The organism is Shewanella sp. FeAMO (genome assembly GCF_053653955.1).
In genome coordinates, this window is the sequence record NZ_CM132201.1 from 2,637,624 (window position 1) to 2,651,495 (window position 13,872).

Sequence of the window (13,872 nt, forward strand, 5' to 3'; positions counted from 1 at the left end):
CAGATGAAGATATTGCTGCTGGGTATTGGCAATGTCCTGTACGCCGATGAAGGTATCGGCGTACATTTTGTCAATTACCTCAATGAAAACTACCAATTTACTCACCCAAGCGACCAGCTCGATCTCCTCGACGGCGGCACCTTGGCACAGGGGCTTACCCCCATCATTGCCAAGTACGACGCTTTGCTCTTGGTCGATACAGTCAATGCCGCAGGCGCCAAACCCGGCGAAGTCTATTTCTTCGACTTCGATAAGGCTCCGCCTGAAATCGATTGGCAAGGCAGCGCCCATGAAGTGGAAATGCTGCAAACCCTGATCATGATGGAGATGCTTGGCGACAGGCCCCACACCATGGTGCTTGGGATCACCCCAACCGTGATTGAACCCATGACGCTTGGGCTCACACCGCAAATTGCCGCCGCCGTGCCCTTGATGGAAACCACGCTTATCAACTATCTGCAGCACCTTGGCTGGCAATGCCAAAAAACCGGTAACACTGACATAGAAGCCCTTATTCCCCACTCCTATCGCCCAAAGCTATCTGTAGCAGCAAAGGTCGATGAAGAAGACAAACTGCCGGAAACATCCCATGAAACTCGTTAGATTCGAATTTGACTGCGCCTCGCAGCAGCCTTGGTATGGGCATTTATGTAACCAATATCTTAATTACGATAAGCTGAATATCACTGTCGCCCTGTTGCCGTTGAAATCCGCGGCCAAGCAAAGCACTGCTGCCGCCCTAGAGCAGAATCATCAGGCGCCCAGGATCCTCTGGCGATATATTCTCGAAGCCGAGGGGAGCCAGAGTGAGCTTGAGCAGCTCGCCGATGAGATTGCGGGTGATTTTCTCTTGAGCACCAGCTTGCTGGACTCACGTATTTTACTGGCAGAGGAAAGACTCGGCGCCGCCACGCCACTGGCTTTAGCCGACGTACTTCCCAATTCAACCACTCGGCCGAGCCTGGCGTTTTGTCAGTACTGCCAGCCTCGTTTGGGCGATAACCAACACCCTGATTTTGCCAATATCCGTTTGCCCTGCCCCCACTGCCTTGGCGAAGAGGCGGTATTGGCTGAGCCGGAGCTCTGCGCCCTGCAACCAAGCGATATCCGCGCCATGGCCGAGCAACTGCTTGAGGGCAAATCGCTCACGCTCACCGACAGCGGCAATCGGCGCCTAAAACTGAGTCTCAAACAAGATGATATGCCTCAGGGCATACCCAGCGGCCAAACACTTATCTGCTGCAATCCCAATAGCCTCAACGCCCACTTCCTGCTGACCGATGCCGAAGTGCTGGCGCTTTCTTCGATGGAAAAACCTGCGCTGCAATTAAGACCCTGCTCGCAGCACCCCAGGCTCACACAACCCTTGTACTCAGTGGCGTTTGCCGATAGCAGACTGCTGCTGATCATCTGCGAGTATTTGCGTATCAAGGGCTGCGATTATCTGTTTGCGGTCGAGTTATCCCAGCCATCCCGTGTGGAGCTATGCTGGATAGCCGGTCACTATCTGCCGCTCTATGCTCACCAGGCGCGGCTGAGTAAGGCAAGCTCAGGCCATGCCTTGCCGGAAACCCTGCACGATGAGGCAAGGTTCGGCAAATCAGTGGCGACCGTTCAAAGCCCAGGCAACAAAGAAGAGCCGCAAATTGTATTGAGAGCGGCCACGGAGAATGACGCGAATATCTGGCAAGTGGCCACCGATCACGGCGCCGAATGCGCCTTCAACGCGCTGCTGGCCGAATTTTCAGGTATAAAAAAAGCCGCACTGCTCTATTTCAGCGGCTCGAATCCATCACAAATACGCTATCTGGATAAGGACGGCAAACAAGAGTGCTTCTTTGAGCTAACTCAACTGCCCGCCAGCGGCTATGAGATAGTACACGCACTGGAGCAAAGCCCGCAGCGCACTGTGGTGCAAAAATTCAAAAGCCAATTCCCCGAGTGTTATAACCGCCTGCTGGATTTTGGCAGTCAGCAGCCATCCACCTTCCCCGGGTTGGATGCGCTGTGGGCTGTTATCGCCATCATCAGTGAGCTCGGGCAACAGGGTCAGTCAGCCACTGAGCTAAAAGATGCCTTTATCGCCGCCGCCATGAGTTACAAGGGCGCCAACGCACCGCGAATCGATTACCCCTTGGCCAAGGGCGAAGCGGTGCGCGGCCTTAACTGGTGCAAAACGCTGGGCACTGTCATGAGTTTCCGCCTCGCCGGTGACACAGATGCCGCCAAGCTCTGCTTCGCCGCCCAGGATTCACTGGCCGACTATCTGGCCAACTGGGTCGAGCATCTGGATCTCAGCGTTGGTATAGATTGTGTGTTTCTGGCCGGCAGCGCCATGGCCAACCCGGTTCTGAGCAAGAGAATCGCCATCCGCATCGGCAAAAACTTCCCGCTGGCGGCCAGTCAACTGCTCGATCTCGATGGCGCCCTGCTCGCCGCCGGCGCACTTTGGCTCAGGCAAAGGAGGCGCTGATGACAGCGCTTGTTGCCCAAAGCTTCAATATCAAAGGCATAGTCCAGGGGGTGGGTTTTCGCCCCTGGATTTTCCAGTTGGCAAAACGCTTTCAGCTCAAGGGCCATGTGCTCAACGATGGCCAGGGCGTCAGCATATTGGTGCAAGGTCCGGAGATGGCGCTGGCAGGATTTCGAGCCGCGCTCGATACCGAGCGCCCGCCGCTGTGCCGCATTGATGAGCTCACCGTCAGCCATGCCCAAGTGCAGGACTTGCAAGATTTCACCATAGCGCACAGCAGTGCGGGGCAAGCGGCGGCCATAGTCACTGTGGGCAGCGACAAGAGCAGCTGCGATGCCTGCTTGGCCGAGATTCGCGATCCCAACAATCGCCACTTCGGTTACCCCTTCACCAACTGCACCCACTGCGGCCCCAGATACACCATTATCCGCAACCTGCCCTACGACAGACACAATACCGCCATGGCGGGCTTTGCCCTTTGTGATGCCTGCCGCCAAGCCTATGAAGACCCTATGGACAGGCGCTATCACGCCCAGCCGGTCAGTTGCCCCAAATGTGGCCCCGAGCTGACACTGCGTGGCGCAGGCGGCGAAATCCTCGCCAAGAGAGAGCAAGCGCTGGCGCAAACCATTGCCCTTATCGAACAGGGCAAAATCCTCGCCATCAAGGGCCTAGGGGGCTTTCATCTGATCTGCGATGCCGGTAATCATGACGCAGTCACTGAACTTAGGCGCCGCAAGTGCCGCCCGGCCAAGCCGCTGGCACTGATGATGCCCTCAATCGAGTTCGCCAAACAATATGCCGAAGGCTCGAGCGCCGAGTGGCAACTGCTCAGTAGTCAGGAGCGGCCGATAGTGCTTATGGCCAAGAAGCAACACCAGACTGACGCTCCGGCACTCAGCAGCGCCATAGCGCCGGATATCGATCGGCTGGGTTTGTTCCTGCCTTATACGCCGCTGCATACCCTGCTGCTCGATGGCCTGCAGCGGCCGCTGGTGGCCACCAGTGCCAACCGCTCCGGCGAGCCGATTATCACTGACGGCGACGAAGTGCTGCAGCAACTCGGCAAACCACCTCTGGCTGTGGTCGATGCAGTACTGGATCATAACCGCCCCATCATCAACGGCTGTGACGACTCTGTGGTGCAGATGCTGGATGATGAACTGCAAGTACTGCGTCTCGCCCGCGGTTATGCACCGCTGAGCCTTCCAAGCAAAAGCTTGGCTAGCATGAACACAGCAAGCAAAAGCTTGGTTAGCATGAACACAGCAAGCAAAAGCTTGGCGAGTAAGGACTCTGGAGACAACAGCTCTAACAAGCTGCCGTCACTGCTGGCCGTGGGCCCGCAACAGAAAAACACCCTGGCGCTCAATATCGGTAATCAGCTCTATCTCAGCCCCCATATAGGCGATCTTTTCAGTGTTGAGGCAGAAGGCTATTTCGAGCGCACTTTGCAGAATTTCCATCGCCTGTACCGCTTTGAGCCCGAGGCCATCATCCGCGATAAACACCCCGACTACGCGTCCAGCCGCTGGGCCGAGCGTCAAAGTGCTCGGCAGCTTGAGGTGCAGCACCACTTCGCCCATCTGCTGGCGGTGATGGCAGCCAATGATTACAGCGGCAAGGTGCTGGGCTTCAGCTTTGATGGCACAGGGCTTGGAGATGACAACAAGCTCTGGGGCGGCGAACTGCTGCTGGCCGACTGTCAGGGCTTTCAGCGCCTGGCAACCCTGAGCCCGATGATGCTGCTCGGAGGCGAGCAGGCCATTCGCGAGCCTTGGCGCCTGCTCTATAGCCTGCTGTTGCAAAACCATGGCATTGAAGAGTTGCAGCAATTGGCGGTCTTTGCTGCCGAGCCTGCAGCCAAGCTGGCCAACCTTGGCAAGATCGCCAGCAGTGGCATAGGCCCCAAGAGCCACTCCATCGGCCGTTTATTCGATGCCGCCGCCGCGCTGCTGGCGAACTTGAGACTCAGCCAATATGAAGGCCAAGCCGGGATCATTCTGGAAACCCTTGCCCGCAGAGCCATTGCCGCCGGGAAACAGCAAAGCGCCGAGAAGCTTGGCTTAGAGCTGAAGCTTGAACATGAGCTCGAACCAACAAACTCTCGCACCGAGCTGGTGTTTGGGCAGTGGCAAAGCGCGCCGTTATTTTCGGCGCTGCTGCAAGCCTGGCGCACCGAGCCGGACAGTGAACTGCTGGCGCTGGCCTTTATTCAGGCCATAGGCAAAGGGATTATCACCGCAGCGCTCAAGGCCCGTAACTGGCTCAAGGCCGAAGGAATTGACGAGCTGCCGCTGGTACTGAGCGGCGGCGTGTTTCAAAGTAGGCTTCTCAGTGAATACTGCCACCGGGAACTCGCCCGGCTTGAATTTCACCGCTTGAAACCCGGCCTGGTGCCGGTCAATGATGGCGGTATCGCCCTCGGGCAGCTCTGGTATGGATTACATCAACCCGGGCTCACACAGAGCCTGGCCGAACGTTGAAATTACTGATTGATATCAAGGCATCTGCCGCCAAAGCGGCGCATGCTCAGATTAAGGAACCAAAGGGAGTTCATTATGTGTAAAGATTGCGGATGTTCACTGCCTAGGGGCAACGGCGGGCATCATTCTCACGAGCATGGTCATTCTCACGGACACGATCACGGTCACAGTCACGATCACTCTCATGACCATTCCCACGATCACTCTCATGACCATTCCCATGAGCACTCTCACAGCCATTCTCACAGCCATGGCACAGTACACACCAACCCACAGCTGAACGACAGCAAGACACTGTCGGTGATCCACAAGATCCTCGACAAAAACGATATCGAAGCCCAGCACAACCGTGAACACTTCGAATCCCACGGGGTGATGGCCTTCAATATCATGAGTAGCCCCGGCAGTGGCAAAACCAGCCTGCTGGAGCATCTCGGTGCCTATACAGACAAAAAATACTGCGTCATTGAAGGCGATCTGGAAACCTCGCGGGATGCCGACCGCCTCAAGGCCAAGGGCATAGAAGCGATTCAGATCCAAACCGGCAGCGCCTGCCACCTGGATGCCTTTATGGTGCACGGTGCCCTGCACCAGCAAGCGCTCGACAACATGGATATCTGCTTTGTCGAGAACGTCGGCAACCTGGTGTGCCCGGCCAGTTATGATGTTGGCACTCACAAGAATATTGTGCTGGTTTCCATCCCCGAGGGCGACGACAAGATTGAAAAATATCCTGTGATGTTCCACCGCGCCGATCTGGTGCTGCTGACCAAGTGCGATCTGCTGCCCTACTTTGACTTTGATGTCGCCGAGGCCCGCGCCCAGGTGAGTAAACTCAACCCCAAGGCCGAGGTATTGGAAGTCTCTACCAAAGATCCCGCCAGTTTGACCCGGGTCGCCCAGTGGCTGGATAAGCAGCTCGCCGCCTTTACCGAGCGCACTTCGGAGGCTTGCTGATGTGTTTGTCTATCCCATCCCAGGTAGTGGAGCTGCACCCCGAAAGCCAGAGCGTTACCGTGGAAACCCTGGGGGTTAAACGCACTGTGAGCTGTCATCTGTTGGATGAACCGCTTGCCATTGGCGACTATGTGCTTATCCATATCGGCTTTGTGATGAACAAGATAGATGCCGAATCTGCCGCCGAGAGCCTGGCGCTGTACCGTGAGATAGCAGCCAAACTGGAGGCGGAAGATGGCAGAGCTTGAACTCAAGCAGCTGTACGACGGCTTTCGCTGCCCGGCCACTATCCGAAATCTGGCCGAGGAAATCGCCGCACTGGCTCCCAAGCTGGCCGAGCCGCTCAATATCATGGAGGTCTGCGGCGGCCACACCCACACCATAATGAAATATGGCCTACTGCAGCTGCTGCCGGAAAATATCCATTTCATCCATGGCCCGGGTTGCCCGGTATGTGTCATGCCCAAGGAGCGGATAGATCAGGCCGCCGCCCTCGCCCGCCTCGATGATGTGATCTTGGTGACCCTGGGCGATATGATCCGGGTTCCCGGCTCCAAGGGCTCGCTCGCCTCGGTGCGCGCCGAAGGCCATGATATCCGCGCCGTCTATGCCCCGCTCGATACGCTGAAAATCGCCGCCGATAACCCGGACAAGACCATAGTCTATTTTGCCATCGGCTTTGAAACCTCCACGCCGATGACGGCGGTACTGCTGGAGCAAGCCGAAGCCAAGGGCCTTAGTAACCTCTTGTTTCATATCAACCATGTGCTGGTACCACCGGCAATAGATGCGGTAATGAGCCACCCCGAGACCAAGGTCAACGCCTTTATCGGCCCGGCCCACGTCAGTGTTATCAGCGGCGCCCGCATCTATCGTCCGGCGGTGGAACGTTATCACACCCCTGTGGTGGTCTCGGGCTTCGAGCCTGTGGATGTCATGCAATCCATTCTCGCGCTGGTCAAACAGAAAGTCAGCGGCCGCTGTGAACTGGAAAACCAGTATCAACGCGCCGTCAGCGAACAGGGCAATCTATTGGCGCAGCAAAAGGTAGCGCAGTTCTTTAAGGTACGCCCCAGTTTTCGTTGGCGCGGCCTTGGGCCCATTGCCGACTCGGCACTGATGCTGAAACCCGAATACGGCCACAGGGATGCCGAACGCCGCTTTGCCGAGCGCTTGCCGGTGAAACAGATAGACGATCACAAAGCCTGCCAATGCGGCGATATTCTGCGCGGCATGGCCAATCCCAAGGATTGCAAAGTATTTGGCCGCGGCTGCACCCCGCAAACACCGCTCGGCAGTTGCATGGTCAGCTCTGAAGGCGCCTGCAATGCCTATTACAGATATGCCGGAGTAAACTGATGTCCGATAAACGAGTACAACTGAGCCATGGCGGCGGTGGCCGGGAAATGGCTGAGCTGATCAACAAGCTGTTTTTCGATGCCTTCGACAACCCCATTCTCAGACGCGAAGAAGACGCCGCCTGTCTACCTCTTGGCGGCGATTGCGCCTTTACCACAGACTCATTTACCGTGGCGCCACTGTTCTTCAAAGGCGGCGACATCGGCAAGCTGGCCATTGCCGGCACAGTCAACGACTTAGCTATGATGGGCGCCGAGCCGCAATATTTAAGCTGCGGTTTTATCATAGAGGAAGGCTTTGAAATCAGCCGCCTGAAACAGATAGTCGCCAGCATGGCCAATGCCCTGTCTCAATGCGGAGCCCGCATCGTCTGCGGCGATACCAAGGTAGTGCCCAAAGGCTGCGCCGACGGCATTTTCATCAATACCTCGGGGGTAGGCCGCATTCTCAAGCCGGGCATTTCGGCTCATGCGCTCAAAAGTGGCGATGCCATCTTGCTTTCGCGGGACATAGGGCGTCACGGCGCCGCCATCCTGAGTGCCCGTGAAGGGCTGGAGCTGGAGTCTGAACTCAGCTCCGACTGCGCCGTGCTCTGGAATGTGGTGGAGCAACTGATCGCCGCCAATCTGGAGATCCACGCCATGCGTGACGCCACCCGCGGCGGCTTGTCGGCCGTGCTCAACGAGTGGGCCAAGGCCTCGAGTAAAGGCATTACCCTCAGAGAAACCGCCATTCCCGTCTGTGATGAGGTACGCGGCGTCTGTGAACTCTACGGTTTTGAGCCCTGGGATCTCGCCAACGAAGGCAGCTTTGTCATCGCCCTGCCCCGCGAACTCGCCGAAGGCGCGGTCGAAATCATGCGCCGCTTCGGTCATTGCGACCAGGCCTGCATCATAGGCGAAGTAGGCGAACAACATCCTGGTAAAGTGGTGCTTGAATCGGCCTGGGGCAGTCGCCGTTATTTGGATCTGCCACAGGGCGAGCTGTTGCCGAGGATCTGTTGATGCACGAGTATTCTATCGTCAGCGCCCTGATGGAGCAGTGCCAGCAACTCGCCGCCGAGCACGGCGCCAAGGGCATTGCCCGGGTCGCCATCAAGATAGGCGCCATGAGTGGCGTCGAGCCTGAGTTGGTTCGCACCGCCTTCAACACCTTTCGTGAGCACAGCGTCTGCCACGATGCCGTGCTCGATATCGACATAGCGCCGCTGACGCTCTCCTGCAATCAGTGCCGGCAGCAAAGTACCCCAGAGGAACGTACCGTCATCTGCCCCCACTGCCACAGCCAGGATACCCGGGTCATAGACGGTGAAGATATGCTATTGATGCAACTCGAGTTAATCACAGATTAAGCCTGCCCAGACAAAGCGGCACCACTATCTGTGTGGCGCCACTATCTGTGTTGAGCTACACGCTGTAAAACTTAAGGCCAAAGGCTATCGCGTTCGGTAATGCCTTTGGCCATATATCTTTGGCCTTTTCATCACTCCTTCCCCCATTACTGTCTTACCGTCAGTAAAAGCCTTTAGAGTCTCATTTCTAAACCATGGCTGCACTTGCGGCTTGTTTCGCCAAGCCAACTTGGTTATTCTAACGATAATTCAATTAGTTATAAAAACAGCCAATACAGGGATGGCTGGCATCATTTCGCCTTCAGGCAAATTCAGGGACGAAGTCAGTTTCGTGCCCGTGCGGTAGCTATGGCGGATACTTTATGGCGGATACTTTATGGCGGATAATTATTTTAAGCGCAGACACGACTCCCTTAATCTACGCGATTAAACTCATCCTGTGTTGGCCAATTTAACTTGACCAATACACAACAAACAGCGGGGCTCTGGCTTAACTCATCCGTGAGAAACACGGCAACCGACACTTGCTTTCATAGGGAATCATTATATTTATTGCTATTAAGGAAAGTTTTGAGTATATAGTCGACACCTTAAAAACGTTATTTACTGAATTAGCAAGCAATATATTTAAAGCGCGTATACACCTTTCAACTGCCAAAAGTAGAAATTATGCAATGGTCAAAACTTAAAAAGCGAGTTGAAGAAAATTTTGCTGAATCCATCAAAGGCAGAATTGAAATATTTACAACTTCTTATCGACGACAAGGTGAAATTGCTCGAAGTTGGGTTGTCATTGATGGCAAGCAAGGCATAAGTCTTACTGATTATGAGTCTTGGTCGGAACAAGGGGCATATTTTCATGAGTTAACCCCAACAGATTACCTGAAACATAAATCAGTAGATGGCTTAGAAAGAACTGTGGGGAGTTTATATGAAGCAGGTGAGTTCAGCAGTTATGACTTCAAAATTATATGTTTCGAGTCATTGAGCCTATCCGCTCATGATTGTATTAAATCTGAACATCCGCTATTGCGTGTCATAGGTGTTCTTCATCGTAAACTAGGTAAGGCTAAGGTCAATGAAATGCTAAATGACCCTCATCCAATGGTTGTTTACTTTGCAGATTTTCGTATAAAGGCAGAGGCAGATGACCTTTCCCAATATTTAAAACCATTTCCGGATAACAAGCTAGATACCGCCCTTAAAAACCAGGAAATTCCATGATAGATTTCACCTCTCTACCAGATGAAAACACAAAACGATTTGTCGCCGTACTAAATAAAAAAGTTGATATGGGGCGCCTGTACAATGCCCTGGGTCATATGACGGCCGGACTGGTCGCTGAAGTAAATGACTTAGACAGACTCTGTTTTCTGCAATATCGGGATAAGGAAGAAGGTATTCATCCATCAATATCCCATTATCCATTTATCGTTCTTAAGGCTGACAATTCGAACAAGATCAGAAAAGTCCGTGAAGAACTCCTGCAACGAAATATCCCATTCACTGACTTTACAAACACCATGATAGTAGGAACATCCGCCGAGCAGGTAAAAGTAACGGCTGAGACATCCGAGCAAGATCTGGAATACTTTGGTATTTGTATGTTCGGCGATACGACTGTGCTTAAAGAGTTTACCGGTAAGTTCAGTTTATTCAAATAGTAGGACAGCAGATATGGAGCACTACACTACAATCTTCAGATTCCGAGGCAGATAAAATCAATGAATTAGCCGACAACGAGGGCAACTTTCATCGGGAATACTGTGTTTAGATTGCCCTATATGAGGCCGCAAGCGAGAGCATTGAAAACAAAAAGCAATATATTTCTGCTAAGTTTAGTATTGCATCTAAGAGATGAACCTTCACCCCCCACAACCCGATTGAACCATTTTGGATAGTAATCGATTGCAAATCGATGTTCAAATTCAGATGGCAGGTTAGATATAAACAACCATTTGAAAATCTAATAGTAAAAGATAATAAGATACATTTTTTGGACTGATATTTTCCATAACAAATGAAGTCAAAATTTATTAAAAGGAGGTAATATAGTGACAGAAGTAAACCAAGAGATATTATGGGATAACGTATATGACGCTAGAACGGCTGTATTCGAAAAGAAATTCGGTCTGTTCCCAGATGAGATCCTTAAACTGGGTCATATGACAGGTGTATGGCCAGGTGGTGGCTTGTTTAAGTCTAAAGCCAGCGAATTGGGTGAAGACCTATGGCTTTACACCACTTTTGGTCTAACCAATCCGGATATGCCAACCCAGTACTTGCCCCAAAACATTAATCAAACAGATGGTAACATTGAGCTGACTCTGACAAAGAAAGAAACAGTTCCTGTCTATCCTGAGCGGCCGGGTTATGGATACGAAATTATACCCAAGGTGAGGCAGATTGGCCACTAGGTTTGTTGCAATGGGCCGTCAATGCGGAAATGCTTAACGATGCAGACCTTCTGGGAAGAGTCAAAAAGTACAACGGCCTAACTATTGAAGATGTCATGGTGGGAGACGGCGATTACGTCAATGTACTTATTACCCAGGCACACAGTCCGCTGCCAGGTAGCTTCACATTACCTAATGGTGAAGGCCAACTACTGATAGCGACTGTGATTACTGACGATGAGATGGCCTGGTCAATGAAAAACGGTCGAGACAAGCTGTTAACTAAACTCCTTGCATCGAACGATAAACAAGTCAGTGTCATTAACAGACCTTCGGTGTTAAATCCCGCTTCCATTAACTACTCGGACATAGACAATCGAGAACAGGCAGAAGAGCTCGCAGCTCAAGGTATGTTACGAAAAACCTATCTCTTCCCATTGGAGTTTGGTGGTCAGGACGATCCAATGAATGTGGTCTATCTACCAAAGATGGCCTCACTGAGCAAAAAAGTGTTCGATCAACAGGTCATGGAGCTGGCCCAGCAAGGAAACATAAGTAACTACTCTGCCTCACAGAATTATCAAGCAGATAGTTTTATACCGGAAAGTATCGACATTGTAGCTGATGGCGAAGCCGGGATATCAACTAGAATTGAAGTGTGGTAATAGGTAGCTCTGGCTTTATTTGACTCTTGACACAAGTCGGTTAACAGCCCAGCTAGCCGCACTGAAAGTAATTAAGGTGTTCTCATTGAGATACATTGAGGACACCTTATTAACAGCCTGTGCTTGTTGTCAGTGTACCTACTGCGAATGAAGCTTGAGCCCCGAGGCGCTTTAAGAAGCACAGATGACTGTATCATTGAAATCCAAAGTTAGAATAATTTAGCATTGCCACCAATAGTTGCCAAGTTAAAGATGCTGCTATATTTCACTATCCATATCTCATAAAGAAAAACCATGAATAACAAACAATTAATTAACGCTATCAGAAAGAAGCTGATAAATTAAAGTGCTATAGCTATGATGACATGTGGTACGATGTTATTTCCATGCAAATACCAGCTGACTTTGAGTATTTACTAAACAACTACCCGTTTAAAAAAATGAAGAAAAGAAGGTTATCTTTATTCAACTGTTGATGAGTGATATAGAACATTATTTAAAGGAAGACTGCATTGGAGCATTCCTGAATCATTTCCCCCCCTGAACAGCTCAAAGTTGATTTCCCTGAAGGGATATTCACAATAACACAGTATGAGAACAGTTTTTATGTTTTCAAAAAAACTCGTTGAGAATAAATTTCCGCTAGATCACAACATGTTCCTACTTATGGGCGGCCGAAATAATCAGAAAGAGTATCTAGAATTTATCACTCAGCATTTTAATGTAACTGATGAGATCTTGGAGCAAGCGCTAGATCAGATCATAAACTCAGATTCTTTTGGTGAATCCAGCACAGATGCAACTCAAATTTACTTGATAAAGTACCTGCTAGAAATGTTGAATGTAAATTGCAATCTACCAGGAACATCCGACCATGATTGGTTATATCAAGAGTGCTTCGAAAATGTTCCTCCCGCAGCTAAATACTTCTACACTGATGATTTTGATATAGCAGTTATTTATGATCAAGAGTATTGGGAATATATCTCTGAAAACTACCTGGAAGATGAAGACTATGAAAGCCTCTACCTTGCAGCTCTTAATGATATAAAAAACAGTAATCTGGATATAGATTTTGAGCAGATGCAAGCTATATTCATCGATTTGAACATGCCGGCTGCGGCGCAAATATTTTCTCATTAGACAATTGTCAAAGAAGCGCGTTCATATCAGTAAGCAGAGAGCCATTGTTTATTTGGCTCAATTAGATCCATCTTGGAAACGAACTCAACATGAACAACAAGTATAGAGCTCCAGCGAGCAAGTGCAATGGCTTCCCCAAAGGTCTGAAGCTGCTAGTTCCTTTTATGCTCCTTATATCGACTCTCTGTACCAAAGCACATGCCACTGATTGGTATTGCTTCGTGTCTCAAGATGAAGCCCATCCAATATACTTGGCTTTTTCCTTTGGCGATGAAGAGAGCAAAGAGTCCCTGGTTTGGTATAAAAATGGCTCAGATGTCATCAAGCTTGAGCAAACGAGTCTTGAAGGTATAGAAATCACCGAAGGGAGACCCTATGAATATACCTATAAATACCTGGAAAAGATCGATGGAATAACATCTGGAAACTATACCATTGTTGTTCAAGGGGCAAATTTTTACCGTTTTGAATATAAACCGAAAAATAAAAATAAGGTTTATGAATTCAACATGGACCCTGAATCCCAGTTGGACGATACTTGCGTCTGGCAATAACCCTGCCTTCAGGGTTTCTTTGGCCGTAACAGTAAGTTAATAAAGATAAATCAAGTCAAAGGTTGTGCTTACTAGCTATCCTATCAAGCCAACCTATTGCTACTGAGATTCTAACCTCCTCTAATGCAGCACCAGGAACAACAATAATATCGCTCCGGCACTAAATAGATTGGTTTTCCAGAACGAGTCTTTGGCAAGAGTGTGCCTAATCAGTACACCACTCCCCCTCAGCCAACCTGCCCAGCAACCGGCTATCAGTGCTTGTAGCATTAAAATAGTCCCCACCACCATATAGGTCAGATCCAACCAACCCTTGGATGGAAACATGGAAGGCAACAGGAGTAATCCAACAATGCCCGCCAAGCCAGCCCAACTGCAACCCACCAGCAATGCCAACAGAGAAGATAATAAAAATCCCTTTAATCCTTGCATCACACTCTCCTTGTTTTCGATGAAATGGCTTCCCTACCCGTAAACCTTTACTATTT

Annotated in this window: 15 protein-coding genes; 14 read left to right on the forward strand and 1 reads right to left on the reverse strand. The window is 50.9% G+C overall.

Translation table 11 applies throughout. The features are described 5' to 3' along the window. Positions 1-3: 3 nt before the first annotated feature. The 14 genes from ACWAU4_RS11775 (at position 4) to ACWAU4_RS11840 (ending at position 13,384) form a co-directional block, all read left to right on the forward strand. Positions 4-603: a HyaD/HybD family hydrogenase maturation endopeptidase gene (locus ACWAU4_RS11775; protein ID WP_025887315.1), complete on the forward strand. Its 600-nt coding sequence runs from the start codon at positions 4-6 to the stop codon at positions 601-603. Beyond that, the gene (locus ACWAU4_RS11780) at positions 590-2,473 is read left to right on the forward strand and encodes a Kae1-like domain-containing protein (protein WP_454290278.1); all 1,884 of its coding nucleotides are present in this window, start codon (positions 590-592) and stop codon (positions 2,471-2,473) included. Before ACWAU4_RS11775 ends, ACWAU4_RS11780 begins: the two co-directional genes overlap by 14 nt. Then, complete coding sequence (gene hypF / locus ACWAU4_RS11785) at positions 2,473-4,959, forward strand: carbamoyltransferase HypF (RefSeq protein WP_454290279.1); 2,487 nt, start codon at positions 2,473-2,475, stop codon at positions 4,957-4,959. Before ACWAU4_RS11780 ends, hypF begins: the two co-directional genes overlap by 1 nt. Positions 4,960-5,034: 75 nt before the next feature. Continuing rightward, on the forward strand, positions 5,035-5,916 hold the full coding sequence (hypB, locus tag ACWAU4_RS11790; RefSeq protein ID WP_208124762.1) for a hydrogenase nickel incorporation protein HypB: 882 nt from the start codon (positions 5,035-5,037) through the stop codon (positions 5,914-5,916). Further along, on the forward strand, positions 5,916-6,164 hold the full coding sequence (locus ACWAU4_RS11795; protein WP_025010286.1) for a HypC/HybG/HupF family hydrogenase formation chaperone: 249 nt from the start codon (positions 5,916-5,918) through the stop codon (positions 6,162-6,164). Before hypB ends, ACWAU4_RS11795 begins: the two co-directional genes overlap by 1 nt. Further along, positions 6,151-7,275, forward strand: a complete 1,125-nt coding sequence (hypD, locus tag ACWAU4_RS11800; protein ID WP_101096805.1) for a hydrogenase formation protein HypD — start codon at positions 6,151-6,153, stop codon at positions 7,273-7,275. Before ACWAU4_RS11795 ends, hypD begins: the two co-directional genes overlap by 14 nt. Next, positions 7,275-8,279: a hydrogenase expression/formation protein HypE gene (hypE, locus tag ACWAU4_RS11805; protein WP_208124763.1), complete on the forward strand. Its 1,005-nt coding sequence runs from the start codon at positions 7,275-7,277 to the stop codon at positions 8,277-8,279. The genes hypD and hypE overlap by 1 nt, the downstream gene beginning before the upstream one ends. After that, positions 8,279-8,626 (forward strand): hydrogenase maturation nickel metallochaperone HypA, encoded by a 348-nt coding sequence (hypA, locus tag ACWAU4_RS11810; protein ID WP_039035916.1) that lies wholly within the window; start codon positions 8,279-8,281, stop codon positions 8,624-8,626. The genes hypE and hypA overlap by 1 nt, the downstream gene beginning before the upstream one ends. A gap of 669 nt (positions 8,627-9,295) precedes the next feature. Then, entirely contained in the window at positions 9,296-9,850 is a 555-nt protein-coding gene (locus tag ACWAU4_RS11815; protein WP_208124764.1) for an SF0329 family protein, read from the forward strand. Then, positions 9,847-10,290: a DUF2000 domain-containing protein gene (locus ACWAU4_RS11820; RefSeq protein WP_208124765.1), complete on the forward strand. Its 444-nt coding sequence runs from the start codon at positions 9,847-9,849 to the stop codon at positions 10,288-10,290. Before ACWAU4_RS11815 ends, ACWAU4_RS11820 begins: the two co-directional genes overlap by 4 nt. A gap of 390 nt (positions 10,291-10,680) precedes the next feature. Continuing rightward, the gene (locus tag ACWAU4_RS11825) at positions 10,681-11,043 is read left to right on the forward strand and encodes a hypothetical protein (RefSeq protein WP_208124766.1); all 363 of its coding nucleotides are present in this window, start codon (positions 10,681-10,683) and stop codon (positions 11,041-11,043) included. Between the two features lie 2 nt (positions 11,044-11,045). After that, positions 11,046-11,687: a suppressor of fused domain protein gene (locus tag ACWAU4_RS11830; protein WP_208124767.1), complete on the forward strand. Its 642-nt coding sequence runs from the start codon at positions 11,046-11,048 to the stop codon at positions 11,685-11,687. 606 nt (positions 11,688-12,293) lie between these two features. Continuing rightward, positions 12,294-12,830 carry a hypothetical protein gene (locus ACWAU4_RS11835; protein ID WP_208124768.1) on the forward strand — a complete coding sequence of 179 codons (537 nt, stop codon included), beginning with the start codon at positions 12,294-12,296 and terminating at the stop codon, positions 12,828-12,830. 221 nt (positions 12,831-13,051) lie between these two features. After that, entirely contained in the window at positions 13,052-13,384 is a 333-nt protein-coding gene (locus ACWAU4_RS11840; RefSeq protein ID WP_129979239.1) for a hypothetical protein, read from the forward strand. A gap of 120 nt (positions 13,385-13,504) precedes the next feature. On the opposite strand, the gene ACWAU4_RS11845 is transcribed toward ACWAU4_RS11840, so the two are convergent. Then, positions 13,505-13,816: a hypothetical protein gene (locus ACWAU4_RS11845; protein WP_144167378.1), complete on the reverse strand. Its 312-nt coding sequence runs from the start codon at positions 13,814-13,816 to the stop codon at positions 13,505-13,507. Positions 13,817-13,872 lie beyond the last annotated feature (56 nt).